Origin of the sequence: Streptomyces sp. NPDC059169 (genome assembly GCF_042755225.1) — a bacterium.
Lineage (GTDB): Bacteria > Actinomycetota > Actinomycetes > Streptomycetales > Streptomycetaceae > Streptomyces.
Genome location: NZ_JBHZCF010000008.1, coordinates 133,996 through 153,892 on the forward strand (window position 1 = coordinate 133,996; position 19,897 = coordinate 153,892).

General features: G+C 72.0%; 14 protein-coding genes. 8 read left to right on the plus strand and 6 right to left on the minus strand.

The window, feature by feature from the left end; translation table 11 throughout:
- Nucleotides 1-17 precede the first annotated feature (17 nt).
- The 4 genes from ACFXOM_RS17010 to speB form a co-directional block, all read right to left on the minus strand.
- The gene (locus ACFXOM_RS17010; RefSeq protein ID WP_384931490.1) at nucleotides 18-3,752 is read right to left on the minus strand and encodes an ABC transporter ATP-binding protein; all 3,735 of its coding nucleotides are present in this window, start codon (nucleotides 3,750-3,752) and stop codon (nucleotides 18-20) included.
- Nucleotides 3,753-3,888: 136 nt separating this feature from the next.
- Nucleotides 3,889-4,839 (minus strand): serine hydrolase, encoded by a 951-nt coding sequence (locus tag ACFXOM_RS17015; RefSeq protein WP_384931487.1) that lies wholly within the window; start codon nucleotides 4,837-4,839, stop codon nucleotides 3,889-3,891.
- 207 nt (nucleotides 4,840-5,046) lie between these two features.
- A complete protein-coding gene (locus ACFXOM_RS17020; RefSeq protein ID WP_385038338.1) occupies nucleotides 5,047-6,759 on the minus strand; it encodes a thiamine pyrophosphate-binding protein in 1,713 nt (570 codons plus the stop codon).
- A gap of 152 nt (nucleotides 6,760-6,911) precedes the next feature.
- Nucleotides 6,912-7,901: an agmatinase gene (gene speB, locus ACFXOM_RS17025; RefSeq protein WP_385038341.1), complete on the minus strand. Its 990-nt coding sequence runs from the start codon at nucleotides 7,899-7,901 to the stop codon at nucleotides 6,912-6,914.
- 240 nt (nucleotides 7,902-8,141) lie between these two features.
- On the opposite strand from speB, the gene ACFXOM_RS17030 reads away from it, so the two are divergent.
- From ACFXOM_RS17030 to ACFXOM_RS17050, 5 genes are all read left to right on the plus strand, one after another.
- On the plus strand, nucleotides 8,142-9,620 hold the full coding sequence (locus tag ACFXOM_RS17030; protein WP_385038343.1) for a PucR family transcriptional regulator: 1,479 nt from the start codon (nucleotides 8,142-8,144) through the stop codon (nucleotides 9,618-9,620).
- Nucleotides 9,621-9,718: 98 nt separating this feature from the next.
- Nucleotides 9,719-10,198, plus strand: a complete 480-nt coding sequence (locus ACFXOM_RS17035) for a hypothetical protein (protein ID WP_384931476.1) — start codon at nucleotides 9,719-9,721, stop codon at nucleotides 10,196-10,198.
- Nucleotides 10,199-10,500: 302 nt separating this feature from the next.
- Entirely contained in the window at nucleotides 10,501-11,658 is a 1,158-nt protein-coding gene (locus ACFXOM_RS17040) for an acyl-CoA dehydrogenase family protein (protein ID WP_384931474.1), read from the plus strand.
- 4 nt (nucleotides 11,659-11,662) lie between these two features.
- Nucleotides 11,663-12,544, plus strand: coding sequence for an acyl-CoA thioesterase II (gene tesB, locus ACFXOM_RS17045; RefSeq protein ID WP_384931471.1), 882 nt, complete (start codon nucleotides 11,663-11,665; stop codon nucleotides 12,542-12,544).
- 76 nt (nucleotides 12,545-12,620) lie between these two features.
- Entirely contained in the window at nucleotides 12,621-13,715 is a 1,095-nt protein-coding gene (locus tag ACFXOM_RS17050) for a cation diffusion facilitator family transporter (RefSeq protein ID WP_384931469.1), read from the plus strand.
- Here ACFXOM_RS17050 and ACFXOM_RS17055 read toward each other — a convergent pair.
- Together ACFXOM_RS17055 and ACFXOM_RS17060 are read right to left on the minus strand one after the other, a co-directional pair.
- The gene (locus ACFXOM_RS17055; protein ID WP_385038346.1) at nucleotides 13,651-14,430 is read right to left on the minus strand and encodes a phosphatase; all 780 of its coding nucleotides are present in this window, start codon (nucleotides 14,428-14,430) and stop codon (nucleotides 13,651-13,653) included. The two genes, ACFXOM_RS17050 and ACFXOM_RS17055, sit on opposite strands and share 65 nt — an antisense overlap.
- A gap of 139 nt (nucleotides 14,431-14,569) precedes the next feature.
- On the minus strand, nucleotides 14,570-15,163 hold the full coding sequence (locus ACFXOM_RS17060) for a TetR/AcrR family transcriptional regulator (protein WP_384931464.1): 594 nt from the start codon (nucleotides 15,161-15,163) through the stop codon (nucleotides 14,570-14,572).
- A gap of 98 nt (nucleotides 15,164-15,261) precedes the next feature.
- Between ACFXOM_RS17060 and ACFXOM_RS17065 the strand changes: the two genes are divergently transcribed.
- From ACFXOM_RS17065 to ACFXOM_RS17075, 3 genes are read left to right on the plus strand one after another with little or no spacing between them, the layout of a single operon-like run.
- Entirely contained in the window at nucleotides 15,262-16,878 is a 1,617-nt protein-coding gene (locus tag ACFXOM_RS17065; protein WP_384945395.1) for a carboxyl transferase domain-containing protein, read from the plus strand.
- A 12-nt stretch (nucleotides 16,879-16,890) separates the two neighbouring features.
- Nucleotides 16,891-18,957 carry an acetyl-CoA carboxylase biotin carboxylase subunit gene (locus ACFXOM_RS17070; protein ID WP_385038349.1) on the plus strand — a complete coding sequence of 689 codons (2,067 nt, stop codon included), beginning with the start codon at nucleotides 16,891-16,893 and terminating at the stop codon, nucleotides 18,955-18,957.
- Nucleotides 18,954-19,895, plus strand: coding sequence for a hydroxymethylglutaryl-CoA lyase (locus ACFXOM_RS17075; protein WP_384931455.1), 942 nt, complete (start codon nucleotides 18,954-18,956; stop codon nucleotides 19,893-19,895). Before ACFXOM_RS17070 ends, ACFXOM_RS17075 begins: the two co-directional genes overlap by 4 nt.
- The last annotated feature ends 2 nt before the right edge of the window (nucleotides 19,896-19,897 follow it).

Here is a 19,897-nt window from a genome sequence, read left to right on the forward strand (position 1 = left end):
CCCGTGGCAGCGGGATGTCAGGCCGGTGTGGGCGCTTCTTCGGCTTCCTCCCCGAGGAACGTCCGCCACAGCTCGGCGTACCGCCCTCCGCGGGCGAGCAGTTCGTCGTGCGTGCCGTCCTCGGTGACCTTGCCGTGGGCCATCACGACCACCCGGTCGGCACGTGCGGCGGTGGTGAGCCGGTGCGCGACGACCAGGGTGGTGCGGCGGACGGTGAGCCTGTCGGTCGCCTGGTTGACCTGTGCCTCCGTGGCCAGGTCCAGGGCGGCGGTCGCCTCGTCGAGCAGCAGGACGTCCGGGTTGACGAGCTCGGCGCGTGCGAGGGCGATCAGCTGCCGCTGCCCCGCGGAGAGGTTACGGCCCCGCTCGGCCACCTCGTGGAGGTAGCCGCCCGCCAGCGTGGCGATCATGTCGTGGGCGCCAACCGCCCGTGCCGCGGCCTCCACCTCCGCGTCGGTCGCGCCGGGACGGCCGTAGGCGATGGCGTCGCGCACCGTACCGGGGAAGAGGTACGCCTCCTGCGGCACGACGCCCAGCCGGTGCCGGTATGCCGTGAGGTCCAGGTCGCGCAGGTCGGCTCCGTCCGCGGTCACCCGGCCGGACGTCGGGTCGTAGAACCGTGCCACCAGCTTGACCAGGGTCGACTTGCCCGCGCCGGTCTCCCCGACGAAGGCCACCGTCTGCCCGGCCGGGATCCGCAGGTCGATGCCGCTCAACGCCTCCTCCTGGTCCCCGTAGGCGAAGCTGACGTCCTCGAAAGCGATCTCGCCGTGCAACGCCTGCACGCCCACGGGTTCACGGGCCTGCGACGTCGAGGTCGGCTCCTGCAGCAATTCCTGGATGCGGCGCAGCGAGACCGTCGCCTGCTGGTAGCCGTCGAAGACCTGCGACAGCTGCTGCACGGGCGCGAAGAACAGGTCGATGTACAGGAGGTAGGCGACGAGCGCGCCCGTGGTCAGCGTGCCGGCCTCGATCCGGCCGGCGCCGACGATGAGCACGGCCGCCGCGGCCACCGAGGACATCAGCTGCACGAACGGGAAGTACACGGAGATCAGCCACTGGCCGCGCACCCGTGCCCTGCGGTAGCTGTCGCTGCGCTCCACGAACCGCTCGTTGCCCGAGCGCTCGCGGCGGAAGGCCTGGACGATCCGCAGTCCGCTCACGGCCTCCTGGAGGTCGGCGTTGACGATGCTGATCCGCTCACGGGCCAGCTCATAGGCCTTGACCGACTGGCGGCGGAAGAAGTACGTGCCGACGACCAGCACCGGCAGGGTGGCGAAGACCACCATCGCCAGCTGGACGTCCAGGACGACCAGCGCGAGCATGATGCCGAAGAAGGTGACGACCGAGACGAAGGCCGTGACGAGACCGGTCTGGAGGAACGTGGACAGCGCGTCCACGTCGGTGGTCATCCGGGTCATGATCCGGCCGGTCAGCTCGCGCTCGTAGTAGTCGAGACCGAGCCGCTGGAGCTGCGCGAAGATCTTCAGACGCAGCGCGTACAGGATCCGTTCACCGGTGCGACCGGTCATCCGGGTCTCGCCGATCTGGGCGGCCCACTGCACGAGCACCGTGAACAGCCCGAGGGCCGACGCCGCCCACACCGCACCGAGGGCAGCCCGCTCTACGCCGTCGTCGATGCCGTGCCGGATCAGTATCGGGAGCAGAAGGCCGCTGCCCGCGTCGACGGCGACCAGCAGCAGGCTGACGAGCAGGGGCAGCCCGAATCCGCTCAGCAGCCTGCGCAGCCCGTAGGCGTCCTCGGGCGTGACCGCCCGCACCTCGTCGACCCGCGGGGTGTCGTCGGCCGGCGGCAGCGCCGCGACCTGAGCGAGGAGTTCGGGGGTGGCGCCGGCCACCTCGTCCTCCTCGGCCTCCTCCTTGCGGACCCACAGCGGGGGCGTGATGCCGCGCTCCGCGTCGAACTCCGCGTCCATCTCCGCGCGGAGGGTGCGGTCCTCGGGGATCTCCACGGCGACGGTGCGGCCCGGTGATACGCCGCCCATTTCGTCGGGGTCGGTCAACAGTCGCCGGTAGAGGGCGGACCGCTCCTGCAGCTCGTTGTGGGTGCCGATGTCGGCGAGCGTGCCTCCGTCGAGCACCGCGATGCGGTCGGCGAGTCCGAGGGTGGAACGGCGGTGCGCGATCAGCAGCGTCGTGCGCCCGGCCATGACCGAGCGCAGCGCCTCGTGGATCTCGTGCTCCACGCGTGCGTCGACGGCGGAGGTCGCGTCGTCGAGGAGCAGCAGTCGGGGGTCGGCGAGGATCGCACGGGCAAGGGCGATCCGCTGGCGTTGGCCGCCGGAGAGGGTGAGACCGTGCTCGCCGACCGTGGTGTCGTACCCGTCGGGCAGCTCGCTGATGAACCGGTCGGCCTGGGCGGTGCGGGCCGCCTCGCGGATCTCCTCGTCCGACGCCTCCGGCTTTCCGTACGCGATGTTGGCGCGGACGGTGTCGGAGAAGAGGAAGCTGTCCTCCGGGACGAGGCCGATGGCCGCCCGCAGCGATTCGAGCGTGAGTTCGCGGACGTCGTGGCCCCCGACGAGGACGGCTCCGTGGGTGACGTCGTAGAAGCGGGGCAGCAGCAGCGAGACGGTGGACTTGCCGCTCCCGGAGGAGCCGACGACGGCGACGGTCTCGCCCGGTCTGATTTCCAACGAGAAGCCGTCGAGGACCTGCCTCCCCCCGTGGCCCTCCCCGTCCGCTGTGCCGTACGCGAAGCCGACGTCGTCGAACTCGACGGTCGCCGGGGCGTCCGCGGGGAGTTCTTTCGTGCCGTCCTTGATGACGGGCTCGGTGTCGATGAGTTCCAGTACGCGTTCCACGCCGGCCCGTGCCTGCTGGCCCACGGTGAGCACCATCGCCAGCATCCGGACGGGGCCCACCAACTGGGCAAGGTAGGTCGAGAAGGCGACGAACGTCCCGAGGGTGATCTGCCCCCGGGTGGCCAGCCAGCCGCCGAGCGCCAGCATGGCGACCTGTCCCAGGGCGGGAACGGCCTGCAGGGCGGGGGTGTACTTCGCCGTGAGCCGGATGGTGCGCATCCGTCCGGCGAAGAGCCGCCGGCCGACGTCCCTGAGCTTTCCGGTCTCCTGCTCCTCTTGCCCGAAGCCCTTGACCACGCGGACGCCGGAGACGGCGCCGTCGACCACACCGGCGACGGCCGCCGCCTGTTGCTGGGCGTACCAAGTGGCTGGATGGAGCTTGACTCGGCTGCGCTTGGCGATGAACCACAGGGCGGGGGCGACGGCGAGCGCGACCAGGGTCAGCGGCAGCGACAGCCAGGCCATGACGGCCAGGGAAATCAGGAAGAGGAGGATGTTCCCGATCGTCATCGGGAGCATGAAGAGCAGCCCCTGGATGAGCTGGAGGTCGCTGGTGGCGCGGCCGACGACCTGGCCGGTGGACAGTTCGTCCTGGCGCCGGCCGTCGAGCCGGCTGATCGTCCGGTACATCTCGGTCCGCAGGTCGTGCTGGACGTCGAGGGCGAGACGGCCGCCGTAGTAGCGCCGGACGTACGTGAGCAGGTACACGACGACCGCGGCGGCCAGCAGCAGCCCCGTCCACACGGTCAGTGACCGGTCGTGCGCGCTGATGACATCGTCGATGACGACCTTGGTGATCAGCGGGACGACGGCCATGACCGCCATGCCCGCGAGGGAGGAGCCGAGTGCGAGCAGCACGTTCCCCCGGTACCGCCAGGCGTAGCCGGCCAGCCGCCGTGCCCACGTCCGCTCTGCCGCCGCCGTCACCGATGCCTCCCCGCTGTCTGTTCTGCCGGAAGGCACCAACGCGGACGGGCCGCGTTTTCATCCCGCTGTCGGACACCGTGACGAAGTACGGTCCCTGGTCCTAGGACCAGGGACCGTCACCACGGTCGGGCGTCCGTCAGCGGAGCGCCGGGGTCGCGGGCAACGGGGCCTGCGCCGCCCGCCCCGGAACGGCCGGGATCGACTCATGCGGGATGGCCGTCGGCGTGTAGCGCGCGGCGGCCGTGGGGGCGAGGTCCTTGTGGACCGCGCGGGCGACGGCCTGGATGGTGGCGATGCCGTCGTCCATCGTCCTGTTGTCCTGCGTGAGCACGGTGATCTGGTAGTTGTGCGCCGTGCCGGTGAAGGCGCCTATGGAGTGCACGCGCCAGCCGTGGGTGGCGCGGGACAGCCAGCCGTTCTTCACGTGGATCTTGGCCGTGGAGGGGGCCCCGGCCGGCGTGCCCCAGCGCTGCGACGCCACGACGGAGTTCATCAGCTGGAGGGCGTAGCCGCGCGATGCGTCCGTCAGCACCGCGTTCTTCGCGGTGAGCAGCGCCAGCAGCCTCTGCTGGTCACGGGCGGTGATCTGGGTCAGTCCCCAGTAGCCACCGGAGCCGGGCACGGTCTTGGTCATTCCGGCGGCAGCCAGGAATCCCTTCACCTTGGCCACACCGAGTCGGCTCCACAGAGCGCTGGTGGCGTTGTTGTCCGACTTGGTGATCATCGCGGTGGCGCGCGACTTCTCGGTCGCCGTCAGGGAGCGGCCGGACTTCTGCGCGTCCCAGAGCAGGGTCGCGAGCACGGTCACCTTGACCACACTGGCGGAGTCGAACTTCTGATCCGGCCGGAGCACGCAGCTGCTCTTGCTGACCCGGTCGTTGACCAGCACGGCGGTCGTCGACGTGCGCCCTTTGAGGGCCGCGGTGATGTCCGCGACCAGCTTGGCGGCCAGGCCTGCCTTCTGGGAGGTGCAGGCCACGGCAGGTGCTGCCGCGGCGGCGGGCGTGGCCGTGGCGGTGACCGTGACCGGCAGGAGCACACCGAGCGCGACCGCCGTGCAGAGGGCCCCGCGGCTGTGGCGGGTCATGGGGTTTCGCTTCACGCCTCACATGACTCGGCGACGCGTGAAAGGTTGTATCGGGACGTCCGCCTTTTCGGTGCCGTTCGTGTCACCGGGCTCGGTGGTGTTCGTGTGCCGCAGGGTGCTCGGGCCGTTCAACGCCCAGGAGACGGGACGCGGAGGACGGGACGCGTGCCGCTCCGGGGCCGGGGCACCGCCGCACGCCCACCGCGGTCAGAGGTGCGTCGGGGCGAACATCCGCAGCAGCGCGGGCAGGACGACGACCGACGGGCCGGACCGGGCGAGGGAGTCTGCGAGGTCCTCGCGCAGTGTCCCAGGCGTCGTGACGACGGCGGGCACCCCGAACGACTCGGCCAGCGCGACGAAGTCGGGGCGGGCCAGCTCGGTCGCCGTAGCCTCGCCGAACGCGTCCGTCATGTACTCGCGCAGGATCCCGTACCCACCGTCGTCGACGATCAGCCAGGTGACGGGGAGGTCGTACTGCTTCGCCGTCGCGAGCTCCGCGATCGAGTACATCGCCCCGCCGTCGCCGGAGACCGCGAGCCCCGGCCGGCCGGGGTCCGCGACCGCGGCGCCGAGTGCGGCCGGGAGACCGTAGCCGAGACCTCCCGCGCCCTGTGCGGAGTGCATGGTGTTGGGGTTCCGTGCGTCGAACGCGGACCAGGCCCAGTAGGCCAGGATCGTCATGTCCCAGAAGCTCGGGGAGTCGTCCGGCAGGGCGCCACGGACCGCCGCGAGCACCTTCTGCTCCAATGCCAGGTCCTGGCTCGCGATCCGCTCGCGGACCTTGGCGAGCAGGGTCGAGGCCCGCTCCGTGCCCGACGGGACCGGCGCTCGCCGCCCGTCGACGGCCCGGGGGGCCAGGGTGTCCACGGTCTCCAGGAGCGCGGACAGGGCGATGCGGGCGTCGGCGTGGATACCGAGCGCGGCGTGGTTGGACTCCAGCTTGCCGAGGTCGGCCTCGATCTGGATCACTCGGCCGCGCGGCTCGAACGTGTGGTAGTTCGACGTGAGTTCCCCGAGCCCCGACCCGACGACCAGGAGGACGTCGGCGTCCTCCAGGAGGTCGGTGGTGTGTCGGTCCTCCAGCCAGGACTGCAGCGACAGGGGGTGCTCCCACGGGAAGGCGCCCTTTCCGCCGAAGGTGGTGACGACGGGCGCGTCCAGCCGCTCGGCGAGCGCGCGCAGCTTGCCGGAGGCGTCCGCGCGCACCACGCCCCCGCCCGCGACGATCGCCGGGCGCTCCGCGCCGCACAGCTGGTGCGCCGCGGCTGCGGTGAGTTCGGGGCGGGGCAGCAGGTCGCGCGGGGTGGCGTCCATGGCCGTGACCACCGGCAGTGCGGTCGGTGCGATCAGCACGTCCTGCGGGACCTCCACCCAGACCGGGCCGTGCGGGGCGGTCAGGGCGGACTCCCAGGCGGCGGAGACCGCCGAGGGGATCTGCGAAGCCGTGCGGACGGTGTGCACGGACTTCACGACGTCGCGGAACGACGCCTTCTGGTCCCGCAGTTCGTGCAGGTAGCCGTGCCGTCCACCGCCGAGGCCCGCGGCCGGCACCTGGCTGGAGATCGCGATCACCGGGGCGGAGGCCGCCGCCGCCTCCTGGAGGGCGGGCAGTGAGGTGAGCGCACCGGGGCCGGTGGAGAGCAGCAGCGGCGCGGCCTCACCGGTGATCCGCCCGTAGGCGTCGGCCGCGAAGCCCGCGTTGTTCTCGACCCGCAGGCCGACGTAGCGCAGCGATGAGCGGCGCAACGCGTCGAACATGCCCAGCGCGTGCTGGCCGGGCAGCCCGAAGACGGTGGTGGCACCGAGCCCCTGGAGCGTCTCGACGACCAGGTCTCCGCCGTTGCGCCCGGGTGGGGGATTGAGCGCGGCGTCGATCTGCGCCCTGGTGGGGCGAAGATCGTGGTCGTGGTCGTGGGTCATGGGTGTCCCTTCGTGGCGCCGGGTGCTCCGGGGCGCTCGCACGACGCCACGCCGCGGGCCGCGGACGGGTCGGCTGCGCCACCCGACGCGACCGGTGGGGCCGGGGGAGGTCGGGGCCGGTCCGTCGGCGTGGCGCGGGGGTGGAGCGGGGGTCAGTCCGCAGTCTGCTCCGCACTGGCGGCACGGTTCGCGGCGATCTGCCGGGTCATGATCGTCGTCAGCTCGTACGCGGTGTGCGAGGCGGCGACCGAGGTGATCTCGGCGTGGTCGTAGGCGGGTGCGACCTCCACGACGTCCGCGGAGACCAGGTTGCAGGAGGCCAGGCCGCGCAGGATTTCCAGAAGCTCGCGGGAGGTCATGCCGCCCGCCTCCGGGGTGCCGGTGCCCGGGGCGTGGGCCGGGTCGAGGCAGTCGATGTCGATGGAGATGTAGAGCGGGCGGTCGCCGATGCGCTGGCGCAGCTGGTCGGCGACCTCGTCGGCGCCGCGGCGGTAGACGTCGGAGGAGGTGACGATGCCGAAGCCGAGCTTCTCGTCGTCGGTGAGGTCCTGCCTGCCGTACAGCGGGCCGCGGATGCCGACGTGGGAGAGAGCCTCGGTGTCGAGGATGCCCTCTTCGACGGCGCGGCGGAACGGGGTGCCGTGCGTGTACTCGGCCCCGAAGTAGGTGTCCCAGGTGTCCAGGTGCGCGTCGAAGTGGAGGAGCGCGACCGGACCGTGCTTCTTGGCGACCGAACGCAGCAGCGGCAGGGCGATCGTGTGGTCGCCGCCGAGCGTCATCATGCGCGCACCCGTACCGAGGATGTCGTCCGCTGCGGCTTCGATGGTCTCGACGGCCTCGTTGATGTTGAACGGGTTGGCGGCGATGTCACCGGCGTCGGCGACCTGGGCCAGCGCGAACGGAGAGGCGTCCTGCGCCGGGTTGTACGGGCGCAGGAGGCGCGAGGCCTCGCGGATGGCGTTGCCGCCGAAGCGCGCGCCGGGGCGGTACGAGACGCCCGCGTCGAAGGGCACGCCGACGACGGCGACGTCGGTGCTGCCGACCTCGTCGAGCCGGGGCAGCCGGGCGAACGTCGCGGGTCCTGCGTACCGCGGGATGCGGGACGAGTCGACGGGGCCGCGCGGCGTCTCGGTGCTGCTCATAACCATGCCTGCTTTCTCGTGCTTTCGTGCTGTTGCTACTGCATTGAGGGTAATTGCCCTCGCAGCTCTGATCAGCCGCGGAAGCCGGACCCCGAGGGATGCAGCGGCCCCCTCCTCGGCGACGTCCGACCCGCCCGCCACACACCGGCCCCGCCCGGCACGACGATAGATGGCCGGCGGGCAGCAAAGAAGTGTACGTTTCATCCATATTCATCGGCAGCACAGGATGGAACATCCATCATGGTGGAACCCGCGCCCCCGTCGACTCCGCCGACCCCGCGGATCCCCCTGGCCGCGCTGCTGGTGCGGGAGGACCTCGGGCTGCGCCTGCTGGCGGGCCCCGCGGACACCCCCCTCCAGTGGGTGCACACCTCGGAGATGGCCGACCCGTACCCGTACCTGCTGGGCGGCGAGCTGCTGCTGACGGCGGGCGTCCTCCTGGTGGACCCGGAGCGGTACGCCGCCCGGGTGGCACAGGCGGGCGGCGCCGCGATCGGCTTCGGCGTCACGCCCGTGTACGACACCGTGCCCGAAGCCCTGGTCCGGGCGTGCGAGCGGCACGGCCTGCCGTTGGTCGAAGTGCCACCCGGGACTCCGTTCACAGCGATCGCCAGGGCGGTGTGGCGTCTCATGGCCCAGGCGCGCCTCCAGGAGGTGCGCCGGGTGAACGAGGCCCAGCAGGGCCTGGCGGGCGCGGCCGCGCGCCCGGACCCGGTTCCGGCGGTGCTGCAGCAATTGGCGTCCCGACTGGGCGGCTGGGCGGCGCTGCTCGCTCCCGACGGCTCGGTCGTGCAGTCCGCGGGTCCTCCCCCCACGCGTACGGTCCGCGAGGCCCTGTGCCGGCTGTCCCGGGTGGTGAAGCCCGGGACAGCCGAACAGCCGGGCACCGGCGGAGCCCCGGCAGAGGCCCGGCGCGCTCCCTCCAGCGCCAGCGACACCGTCGCGGGACTCCATCTCGCCGTGTACGCGCTGGGCAGCGACGAGGGGCTGGCGCTCGGGGTCGCCACCGAGGGCCGGGAGCCCGGCGCCCGTACGGTGGCCGGGATGGCCGTCCTGCTGCTGTCGCTGCTCACCGCCCCTCACCAGGGGGCCGACGCGGCCGGGCGGTCCGCCGCGCTGGTACGCCTGCTGCTGGGGGCTCCCCCCGAGGAGGTGGCGCCGATCCTCGACCCCGGCCCGTGGACGGTGGTGCACGGCCGCCGACCGGAGCCACCCGACGCGCTCGCCGCCTCGGCGCTCGCCTCAGCACTGGGCAGCACCCTCGTGGACACCCACGGCGGCATCGTCCGCGTGCTGCTCCCCGGTGACCGCCGGATCGCAGCGCAGCCGGGGTGGACGCTCGGGGTGAGCGCCCCCTCGGAGCCCGCCGAACTGCCGGCCGCCGACACGGCCGCGGCACGCGCACTGCACCGGGCGGAGGCGAACCGGCAGCCACTGGCCCTCCAGCGGGGCGCGGGGCTCGGAGGGCTCGTCGTGCCCGAGGAGGCCGCCGTCCACGCCCGCTCCCTGCTCGCGCCGATCATGGACTCCGCCGCGCTCGCCGAGACCCTGCGAGCCTGGCTCTCGCTGCACGGCAGCTGGGACCGCACGGCCGTGGCCCTGGGGGTCCACCGCAACACCGTCCGCCAGCGCATCGCCCGCTGCGGCACGCTGCTCGGTACGGACCTGGACGACGCCGACGTACGGATGGAGCTCTGGTTCGCGCTGCGGTACGTGTGAGCCGGCCCCGGTTCCGTGGGGAGCGCACGACCGTCGGATCCCAAGACTGTCGGCACAGCACCAAGTCCCTCACGTCACAGGCATGTTGGAATGGCGTCATGGCCTCTCCAGCCGACGCGACCACACCCCTCCCGGACGATCAGCGGCACCGCCTGCGCGACGAGATCGAGCGCCTGCGCGAGGAGGCGGCGCACCAGAAGCGGCTGGCCCACCGGCGCGCCGAGTTCTGGGCCAGGACCGAGATCGCCCTGGGCTTCCCCGCCGCCCTGCTCGCCGGCGTGGCCGGCGCCACGGGGCTGGCCACCGCAGACGCCCGGATCCCGGCAGCGCTGCTGGCCCTCGCTTCAGCCGGGTTCGCGGCCGGTGCGGGTTTCCTCCGCAGTGCGACCAGGTGTCGGGCCAACAAGCGCGCCAGGCGGGCGTGGGCCGACGTCGAAGGCAGGGCCGCGGTGAAGCTGGCACGGAACGGGGCGACCCCCGAAGACCTCGCCGAACTACTGGACTACCGCCAGACCGCCCTGGTGGCATACGACGGCGAGGACCCCCAGCCCGGCCCGGCACCGCTCACGGTGGGTTGAGGGCGAACGACCGAACGACCTCCCCCCTTCCACATGCGCCGCCCGGCTCGTCCGGCCCGGTCCGCCATTCCTCGCACTCGGGCTGGGCGCGCCCCGTGCCCCTCTCCGGCCAAGGCAGCCCGGAAGCGTGCTCACCGACCCCGCCATGTGACGGGGTCGGCGTCATGCTCGGCCCCGCTCCCCCACGTGCCCCGCATCACTCTGGACAGTTTCAACAACCGACCGGTAACTTAATATGAGCAAGCGCTTAGACAGCACAGTGTGTCCGTCCCGTCACCCGACACTGCCCCGAGGAGGCGTCCGTGCGCCGTACCGTATTCAACGAGGACCACGAGGCGTTCCGGGAGACCGTCCGCGCCTTCATCGAGGCCGAGGTCGTCCCCGTCTACGACGAGTGGTTCGCCGCGGGCCAGGCACCGCGTGACTTCTACTACAAGCTCGGCGAGCTGGGCATCTTCGGGATCAACGTGCCCGAGGAGTTCGGCGGGGCGGGCCTGGACACGCACAAGTTCGAGGCCGTGCTGTACGAGGAGACCGCGCGCGCCGGCGTCAACTTCGGCGGCTCCGGCGTGCACGTGCTGCTCGCCCTGCCGTACATCAAGATGCTCGCCTCCGACGAGCAGAAGAAGCGCTACCTGACGAAGTTCGTCACCGGCGAGGAGATGTGGGCGCTGGCGATGACCGAGCCGGGCACCGGCTCCGACGTCGCGGGCATGAAGACCACGGCCAAGCTCTCGGAGGACGGCACGCACTACGTCCTCAACGGCGCCAAGACCTTCATCACCGGTGGTGTGCACGCCGACCGCGTGATCGTGTGCGCCCGCACGTCCGCCCCGACCGCCGAGGACCGCCGCTTCGGCATCTCCCTCTTCGCGGTGGACACCAAGTCCGAGGGCTACTCCATCGGCCGCAAGTTGGACAAGCTCGGCCTGCGCACGTCCGACACCGCCGAGCTGGCCTTCGTCGACGTCAAGGTCCCGGTAGAAGACCTGCTGGGCGAGGAGAACAAGGGCTTCTACTACCTCGGGCAGAACCTGCCGTCGGAGCGCTGGGGCATCGCGTTCGGGGCGTACGCGCAGGCCCAGGCGGCCGTACGGTTCGCCCAGGAGTACGTGCAGGACCGCACGGTCTTCGGCAAGACGGTCGCGTCCTTCCAGAACACGAAGTTCGAACTGGCCGCCTGCCAGGCCGAGGTGGACGCCGCCCAGGCGGTCGCCGACCGTGCTCTCGAGGCACTGGACGCGGGCGAGCTGTCCCCGGCCGAAGCCGCCTCCGCGAAGCTCTTCTGCACCGAGGTCGCCCACCGCGTCATCGATCGCTGCCTGCAGCTGCACGGTGGGTACGGCTACATGAACGAGTACCCGATCGCCCGCCTGTACGCCGACAACCGCGTCAACCGCATCTACGGCGGCACCAGCGAGGTCATGAAGTCCATCATCGCCAAGAGCATGGGACTCTGACCCTGTGAGTACAGGCGCACAGCCGCTCGACGAACTGCTCGATCTGCTCGACCTCGAGCGGATCGAGCAGGACATCTTCCGGGGGCGCTCGCGCTCGGCGATCGTCCCCCGCGTCTTCGGCGGCCAGGTCGCGGCCCAGGCGCTCGTCGCCGCGGGCCGCACCGTCCCGCACGACCGCACGGCCCACTCCCTGCACTCGTACTTCCTGCGCATGGGCGACCCGGGCGCACCGATCGTCTACACGGTGGACCGCATCCGCGACGGCCGGTCCTTCACGACCCGCCGTGTCGTCGCCGTCCAGCACGGCCAGCCGATCTTCCACCTCTCGGCGTCCTTCCAGACGCCCGAGGAAGGGCTCGACCACCAGACGGCCATGCCCGACGCACCGGACCCCGAGACGCTGCCGACGGCCGCCGAGAGCCTGCCGCGGTACGCGGGGATCATCCAACCGGACATCGTTGAGCGCATGCTCAAGGCACGGTCCGCGGTGGACGTGCGCTACGTGGACGCGCCTCCGTACGCCACCGTCGGCGAGCGGCGCGAGCCGCGCTCGCAGGTGTGGTTCCGCACCAACGGCAAGCTGGCTGACGACCCCATGCTGCACGTCTGCCTCGCCACGTACGTGTCCGACATGACGCTGCTCGACTCGGTGCTGCTCGCCCACGGGCGGGGCGGCTGGGCCGTGGGGGACGTCGTGGGCGCCTCCCTGGACCACGCGATGTGGTTCCACCGGCCGTTCCGTGCGGACGAGTGGCTGCTGTACGACCAGGAGTCGCCGTCCGCGCAGGCGGGACGGGGGCTCGGCCAGGCCCGCATCTACACGCAGGACGGGAAGCTGGCGATCTCGGTGATCCAGGAAGGCGTGGTCCGCGTCCCACGCGGCTGATCGGCTCGTCCGGGCGGTGCCCCCCGGGCGGCGCCACGCCCGAGCGCACCCGACACAACGGACATACGCTCCCAGCATGGCGAGCGAGAAGACCTCCGCCGGACGGGAGCCGGACGGCCTCGGCGTACCCGAGGACGCCCCTGTACCGCCGCCGGAGCGCATCGCGCCGGACGAGGTGCCGAACGGCACCGCCAGGGTGCTCGCAGCCGGTGTGGCCGACGCGGTCGTCGCGGTGGCCAAAGCCGCCGCCGGAGTGGCTGGCGGCTCCGGCGCGATGCTCGCCGAAGCCGCCCATTCGGCCGCCGACGCGGTCAGCGACGTACTGCTGATCTCCGCGCTGCGGCGGAGCAGCAGGCGGGCCGACGAGGACCATCCCCTGGGGTACGGTCCGGAGCAATTCGTCAAGGCGGCCCTCGCGTCCGTCGCCGTCTACGCCGGAGCCGCGGTCTTCGCCGTCTACGACGGCGTGAGCACACTGATGAACGACACGGCGCCCGGCAACCCCCTCGTCTCGTATCTGGTGCTCGCCCTCGCCGGTGCGCTGCAGGGCTGCTCCCTGTGGGCGGGGGCGAGGCAGCACGGCGGAACGGCCCCCTTCGGGCCGCCGGCGCGCCGCCTTCTGCGCCACGGCCCCGGGCCGGCGGTGAGGTCCGTCACCGCGGGGGACCTCACACCGGTCGCGGGGCTGCTCATCGCCGCGTGCGGCCTGGCCGGCGCCCAGCTCTCCGGATCCGCCGCCTGGGACGGCAGCGCCTCGGTCCTCATCGGTGTGCTGCTCGGTTACGCCGCCTGGGACGCCGGACGCCGCAGCACGGGGCTGTCGAGCGGGCGCACGCTCCCGCCGCGGATGCGTGAATCGGTGCACGAGGAACTGCTCACGGTGCCGCACATCGTCGGCGTGGTGGAGCTGACCGCTCTCGTCCAGGGGCCCGACGGGATACTGATCGCCGCGAAGGTGAACTTCCGGGACGTCGCGTCGGCCGAGCAGGTGGAGTGGGCTTGCGAGGACGCCGAGGAGCAGCTGCGCCAACGCTTCCCGGAGATCCGTAGGGTCTACCTGGACCCGACGCCGGCGGTGCACCGCGTGCGGCCGGACGCCCCGGAGGTCACAGCAGACCCGCCGCGTCCAGGAGGTACTGCGTCATCGGGTCGTAGAAGCGAGGGTCCGTGACATGGTCGTCCAGCGGGACCGTCACCTGGAGGGTGCCCTCCGCCTCCCCGATGAACAGCGCCGGGTCGTTGCTGTCGGCGTAGCCCACGGAGTCGAGGCCCCGCTGGCCGGCGCAGCCCGCCCAGCCGTGGTCGGCCACCACGAGGTCGGGCTGGGGACGCCCCTCCCGCTCCAGACCGTCCAGGATCGCGGCCATCGGCGCCGGGGAGTGCGTGTGCCAGAGCGTGGCGCCCCGCTCCAGCACGGCGACGTCGGCGAACTGGAAGACCATGCCCTCGTCCGCAGTGAGCCCGGAGGGGATGCGGACGATCTCGCAACCGGCCGATCTCAGTGCGTCCGCGGTCTGCCGGTGCACGTCGAGGAGTCCGCCCGGATGCCCGGTGGCGAAGAGCACCCTCTGCTTGCCCGCGGCGGCCTTGCGCAGCCTCGCCGCCATCCGCTCCAGCGCGTCGACGGTCAGCTCCGGATCGATCGTGTCCTGCCCGTACCGGTACTGCGGGTCGTCGTTGACCCCGCACCGCTCGGCCATCACGGCCAGCACGTCCTGCTCGTCGGTCCAGCGGTCGCCGAGCTCCAGGCCCAGCCAGTAGTGGCGGTCCCCGTTGGCGAGCTTGCGGTAGTGGGAGAGGTTGTTGTCACGGGGCGTGGCGACGTCTCCGGCGATACGGCTGCGGACGAGGTGGTCGACGAGGGCGGCGCGGTTCGGTATCGGCATGCGCCCATTGTGCCGTCAGGTGTGCGGAGCGTGCCGGGCGTCCCGGTCCCTGGACGCCCGCGGAGTGCGGGGGACGCGGGCCCGGTCCGCGGCCGGGGCCACCGGTCCCGGCCGCGGTGCGGCCCCTCGTGGAGCGGCGTCAGCCGGACAGTGAGGCGAACGCCCCGTGGGCCAGCTTGCGCAGCAGCGTCTCCATCGCGGCCCGGCCCAGCAGACCGTTGCCGTACGAGCCGAGGTGAGGGGTGGAGTTGAGCAAGCCGAACACGGCGTGGACGGCCGCCCGCACCTGGACCTCCGGCACTTCGGGGTGGAGGGTGCGGACCACGTCCACCCACAGCTCCACGTACTGCCGCTGCAGCTGCCGTACCAGCTTGCGGTCGCTGTCGCGCAGCCGGTCGAGCTCACGGTCGTGGAGGGTGATCAGCGGGCGGTCGTCGAGGGCGAAGTCGATGTGCCCGTCGATGAGCGAGGCGAGCACCTGTTCGGGGACGCCGTCCGCCTCGGCGACCCTGCGCCGGCCCCCGTCCAGCAACCGGCCGGAGATGCCGACCAACAGCTCGGCGAGCATCGCGTCCTTGCCGGGGAAGTGGCGGTACAGCCCGGGGCCACTGATGCCGACGGCGGCTCCTATCTCGTCGACGCCGACGCCGTGGAAACCGCGCTCGGCGAAGAGGCGGGCGGCTTCCTTGAGGATCTGCTCGCGGCGGGTGGCGGCGTCGGTCCTGGTGCTCATGCCACTGATTCTAGACAAGGCAGTTAGCGCTCGTTAACCTGGAGCAGTTGGGTTAACGCTCATTAACAACAGTCGATCGGGCAAGGGGGCTCGACACGATGCAGCAGGCACCTGTGCTGGCGAGTGCGGCGGATCCCGCTTCGGAGGCCTGGCAGGCCAACGAGGCGGCACACCGCGAGCTGGCCGACACGCTGCGCGCGAAGCTCGCCGCGGCCCGTCTGGGTGGTGGGGAGAAGGCCCGCGCACGCCACACGGCGCGCGGGAAGCTGCTTCCGCGCGACCGGGTGGACACGCTCCTGGACCCGGGGTCGCCGTTCCTGGAGCTGGCGCCGCTCGCCGCGGACGGGATGTACGACGGGCAGGCCCCGGCCGCCGGGGTGATCGCCGGGATCGGCAGGGTCAGCGGCCGTGAGGTGGTGGTCGTCGCCAACGACGCCACGGTCAAGGGCGGCACGTACTACCCCATGACGGTGAAGAAGCACCTGCGCGCCCAGGAGGTCGCGCTGGAGAACAGGCTTCCGTGCGTCTACCTGGTCGACTCCGGCGGCGCCTTCCTCCCCATGCAGGACGAAGTCTTCCCCGACCGAGAGCACTTCGGCCGGATCTTCTACAACCAAGCGCGGCTCTCCGGTGCCCGCATCCCCCAGATCGCGGCGGTCCTCGGCTCCTGCACGGCCGGCGGCGCCTACGTCCCGGCCATGAGCGACGAGGCCGTGATCGTGCGCAACCAGGGGACGATCTTCCTGGGGGGCCCGCCCCTGGTGAAGGCGGCGACCGGCGAGGTGGTCACGGCCGAGGAGCTGGGTGGCGGCGAGGTGCACTCCCGGATCTCCGGCGTCACCGACCACCTGGCCGAGGACGACGCCCACGCGCTGCGCATCGTGCGGAACATCGTGGCGACCCTGCCCGAGCGGGGCCCCCTCCCCTGGCCGGTGGAGCCCGCCGAGGAGCCCAAGGTCGATCCGTACGGACTGTACGGAGCGGTGCCCGTGGACTCACGCACCCCTTACGACGTACGGGAGGTCATCGCCCGCATCACGGACGGTTCTCGTTTCGCCGAGTTCAAGTCCGAGTTCGGCACGACCCTGGTCACCGGCTTCGCGCGGATCCACGGCCACCCCGTCGGGATCGTCGCCAACAACGGCATCCTGTTCGCCGAGTCCGCCCAGAAGGGCGCGCATTTCATCGAGCTCTGCGACCAGCGCGGCATCCCGCTGCTCTTCCTGCAGAACATCTCGGGGTTCATGGTCGGCAAGGACTACGAGGCCGGAGGCATCGCCAAGCACGGCGCGAAGATGGTCACGGCCGTCGCGTGCACGCGGGTCCCCAAACTCACCGTGGTGATCGGCGGCTCGTACGGCGCGGGGAACTACTCGATGTGCGGCCGGGCCTACTCCCCCCGGTTCCTGTGGATGTGGCCCAACGCCAAGATCTCGGTGATGGGCGGCGAGCAGGCCGCCTCGGTGCTGGCGACCGTCAAGCGCGACCAGATCGAGGGGCGCGGCGAACAGTGGCCGGCCGAGGAGGAAGAGGCCTTCAAGGACCCGATCCGTGCCCAGTACGACCAGCAGGGGAACGCCTACTACGCGACCGCCCGCCTGTGGGACGACGGAGTGATCGACCCCATGGAGACCCGTCAGGTGCTGGGACTGGCCCTGACCGCCTGCGCCAACGCCCCGCTGGGTGACCCCGGCTTCGGCGTCTTCCGGATGTGAGGGACTGACTCGATGTTCGACACTGTTCTGGTCGCCAACCGCGGCGAGATCGCGGTCCGCGTCATCCACACGCTCCGGTCCCTGGGGGTTCGCTCGGTCGCGGTCTTCAGCGACGCGGACGCCGACGCCCGGCACGTCGGGGAAGCGGACACGGCGGTCCGGCTCGGACCGGCGCCCGCCGCGGAGAGCTACCTCTCCGTCGAGCGGCTACTGGAGGCCGCCCGCCGCAGCGGGGCGCAGGCCGTTCACCCCGGCTACGGCTTCCTCGCCGAGAACGCGGCATTCGCACGGGCCGTCGCCGACGCTGGGCTGGTCTTCATCGGCCCGTCGGCCGAAGCCATCTCCCTGATGGGTGACAAGATCCGCGCCAAGGAGACGGTACGGGCGGCCGGGGTGCCGGTCGTACCCGGCTCTTCCGGCTCCGGACTGACGGACGACCAACTGGCCGATGCTGCCCGAGAGATCGGCATGCCCGTACTCCTGAAGCCGTCGGCGGGCGGCGGCGGCAAGGGCATGAGGCTCACCCGTGTGGAGTCGGCCCTGCTGGAGGAGATCGCCGCCGCGCGCCGCGAGGCACGGGCGTCATTCGGTGACGACACGCTCCTCGTGGAGCGGTGGATCGACCGCCCCCGGCACATCGAGATCCAGGTGCTCGCGGACGGTCACGGGAACGTGGTGCACCTCGGTGAGCGCGAGTGCTCGCTCCAGCGCCGTCACCAGAAGATCATCGAAGAGGCGCCGTCCGTCCTGCTGGACGAGGCGACCCGGGCGGCCATGGGCGAGGCGGCGGTCCAGGCAGCACGCTCCTGCGGCTACCGCGGCGCGGGCACCGTCGAGTTCATCGTTCCGGGGGGCGACCCGTCGGCCTACTACTTCATGGAGATGAACACCCGCCTCCAGGTCGAGCACCCGGTGACGGAACTCATCACCGGTCTGGACCTGGTCGAGTGGCAGCTGCGTGTCGCCGCGGGCGAGGAGCTGCCCTTCACCCAGAAGGACATCACGCTCACCGGCCATGCCATCGAGGCACGCATCTGCGCGGAGGACCCGGCCAGGGGCTTCCTCCCTTCCGGAGGGACGATCCTTTCCCTGCACGAGCCGCAGGGAGACGGCGTGCGCACGGACTCGGGACTCCGGCAGGGGACGGAAGTCTCCAGCCTGTACGACCCGATGCTCTCCAAGGTCATCGCCCACGGGCCGGACCGCGCGACCGCGCTGCGCAGGCTGCGCGCCGCCCTGGCCGGCACGGTGACCCTGGGCGTCGCGACGAACGCCGGTTTCCTGCGCCGCCTGTTGGCCCATCCGGCCGTGGTCTCGGGCGACCTGGACACCGGGCTCGTGGAGCGTGAGGCGGACGGACTCGTCCCGGACGGCGTCCCGGACGAGGTCTACGAGGCCGCGGCACTGCTGCGGCAGCCCGTCCCGCCCGGAAGCCGGGGCGGCTGGGTCGACCCGTTCTCCGTCCCGAGCGGTTTCCGCCTGGGCGGGGAGCCGGCCGCGACGGCCCGTCACTTCCGGGTCCCGGGCCGCGACCCGGTCACGGTCCGGGTGCGCGGGGAGGGCCCGGGGAGCACGTGCGCCGTGGGCGACGCACCGGCCAGGCCCGTCCGCAGGCGGGAGGTGGACCCACGGGCAACGCAGGCAGCGGGCGGCCCCGGAACGGTCTCCTTCGACGTGGACGGCGTCACCCACACGTTCACCCACGCTGCGGCGCCCGGGGGCACGTGGCTGGGCCGGGACGCCGACTCCTGGCACGTCCTGGACCACGACCCGGTGGAGGCCTCCCTCAGCGGTGCGGCCCGCCAGGGCGCTGACACCCTCGCCGCCCCCATGCCGGGCACGGTCACCGTGGTGAAGGTCGCCGTCGGCGACGAGGTCGACGCGGGACAGAGCCTGCTCGTCGTCGAGGCGATGAAGATGGAGCACGTCATCTCCGCCCCGCACGCCGGCACCGTCACCGAGCTGGACGTCACGCCGGGGACGACCGTCGCCATGGACCAGGTGCTGGCCGTGGTCTCCCCGCACGAGGAGGCGAGTACCCCCGGGCAGGGCCTCGATGAGAAGGGGGCCGAGGCATGACCGGTGGACTGCCGATGGAAGTGCCGATCGCCGACCTACCGCCGCGGGTGCGGATCCACGAAGTCGGGCCGCGCGACGGGCTGCAGAACGAGAAGGGCGTCATCCCGACCGAGGTGAAGGCGGAGTTCATCCACCGCCTCGCCGCTGCCGGGCTGACGACCGTCGAGGCGACCAGCTTCGTCCACCCCAGATGGGTGCCCCAGCTGGCGGACGCCGAGGACCTGTTTCCCCGGGTCGTCGGGATCGAGGGCGTCTCCCTGCCCGTCCTCGTCCCGAACGAGCGCGGGCTCGACCGGGCGATCGCTCTCGGTGCCCGGCGGATCGCCGTCTTCGGCTCGGCGACCGAGACGTTCGCCGCCCGCAACCTCAACCGCACGGTCGACGAGTCGCTCGCCATGTTCGAGCCGGTCGTCGCCCGCGCGAAGGACGGCGGGGTCCATGTCCGCGGATATCTCTCCATGTGCTTCGGCGACCCCTGGGAGGGGAAGGTCCCGGTCCACCAGGTCGTCCGCGTCGCCAGGCGGCTCATGGAGCTGGGCTGTGACGAGCTGAGCCTCGGTGACACCATCGGCGTCGCCACCCCCGGCCACGTCCTCACCCTCCTCGCCCGGCTGAACGAGGAGGGCGTGCCCACCAGCGCCATCGGGGTGCACTTCCACGACACCTACGGCCAGGCGCTGGCCAACACCTTCGCCGCGCTGGGACACGGGGTCACGACCGTCGACGCCTCCGCGGGCGGTCTCGGCGGTTGCCCGTACGCGAAGAGCGCCACCGGCAATCTCGCCACCGAAGACCTCGTGTGGATGCTCCACGGCCTCGGTATCGAGACCGGGGTCGACCTCGGCCGGCTCACCGCCACGAGCGCGTGGATGGCCGAGAAGTTGGGCCGTCCCAGCCCGTCCCGCACCGTTCGCGCCCTGTCCCACAAGGAGTCCTGAGC

Bases quoted from the DNA above. Each gene is read 5' to 3' on its own strand.
- ACFXOM_RS17015 (WP_384931487.1), bottom strand. From the start codon at position 4,839: ATGACCCGCCACAGCCGCGGGGCCCTCTGCACGGCGGTCGCGCTCGGT.
- ACFXOM_RS17020 (WP_385038338.1), bottom strand. From the start codon at position 6,759: ATGACCCACGACCACGACCACGATCTTCGCCCCACCAGGGCGCAGATC.
- speB (WP_385038341.1), bottom strand. From the start codon at position 7,901: ATGAGCAGCACCGAGACGCCGCGCGGCCCCGTCGACTCGTCCCGCATC.
- ACFXOM_RS17030 (WP_385038343.1), top strand. From the start codon at position 8,142: ATGGTGGAACCCGCGCCCCCGTCGACTCCGCCGACCCCGCGGATCCCC.
- ACFXOM_RS17035 (WP_384931476.1), top strand. From the start codon at position 9,719: ATGGCCTCTCCAGCCGACGCGACCACACCCCTCCCGGACGATCAGCGG.
- ACFXOM_RS17050 (WP_384931469.1), top strand. From the start codon at position 12,621: ATGGCGAGCGAGAAGACCTCCGCCGGACGGGAGCCGGACGGCCTCGGC.
- ACFXOM_RS17055 (WP_385038346.1), bottom strand. From the start codon at position 14,430: ATGCCGATACCGAACCGCGCCGCCCTCGTCGACCACCTCGTCCGCAGC.
- ACFXOM_RS17060 (WP_384931464.1), bottom strand. From the start codon at position 15,163: ATGAGCACCAGGACCGACGCCGCCACCCGCCGCGAGCAGATCCTCAAG.
- ACFXOM_RS17065 (WP_384945395.1), top strand. From the start codon at position 15,262: ATGCAGCAGGCACCTGTGCTGGCGAGTGCGGCGGATCCCGCTTCGGAG.
- ACFXOM_RS17070 (WP_385038349.1), top strand. From the start codon at position 16,891: ATGTTCGACACTGTTCTGGTCGCCAACCGCGGCGAGATCGCGGTCCGC.
- ACFXOM_RS17075 (WP_384931455.1), top strand. From the start codon at position 18,954: ATGACCGGTGGACTGCCGATGGAAGTGCCGATCGCCGACCTACCGCCG.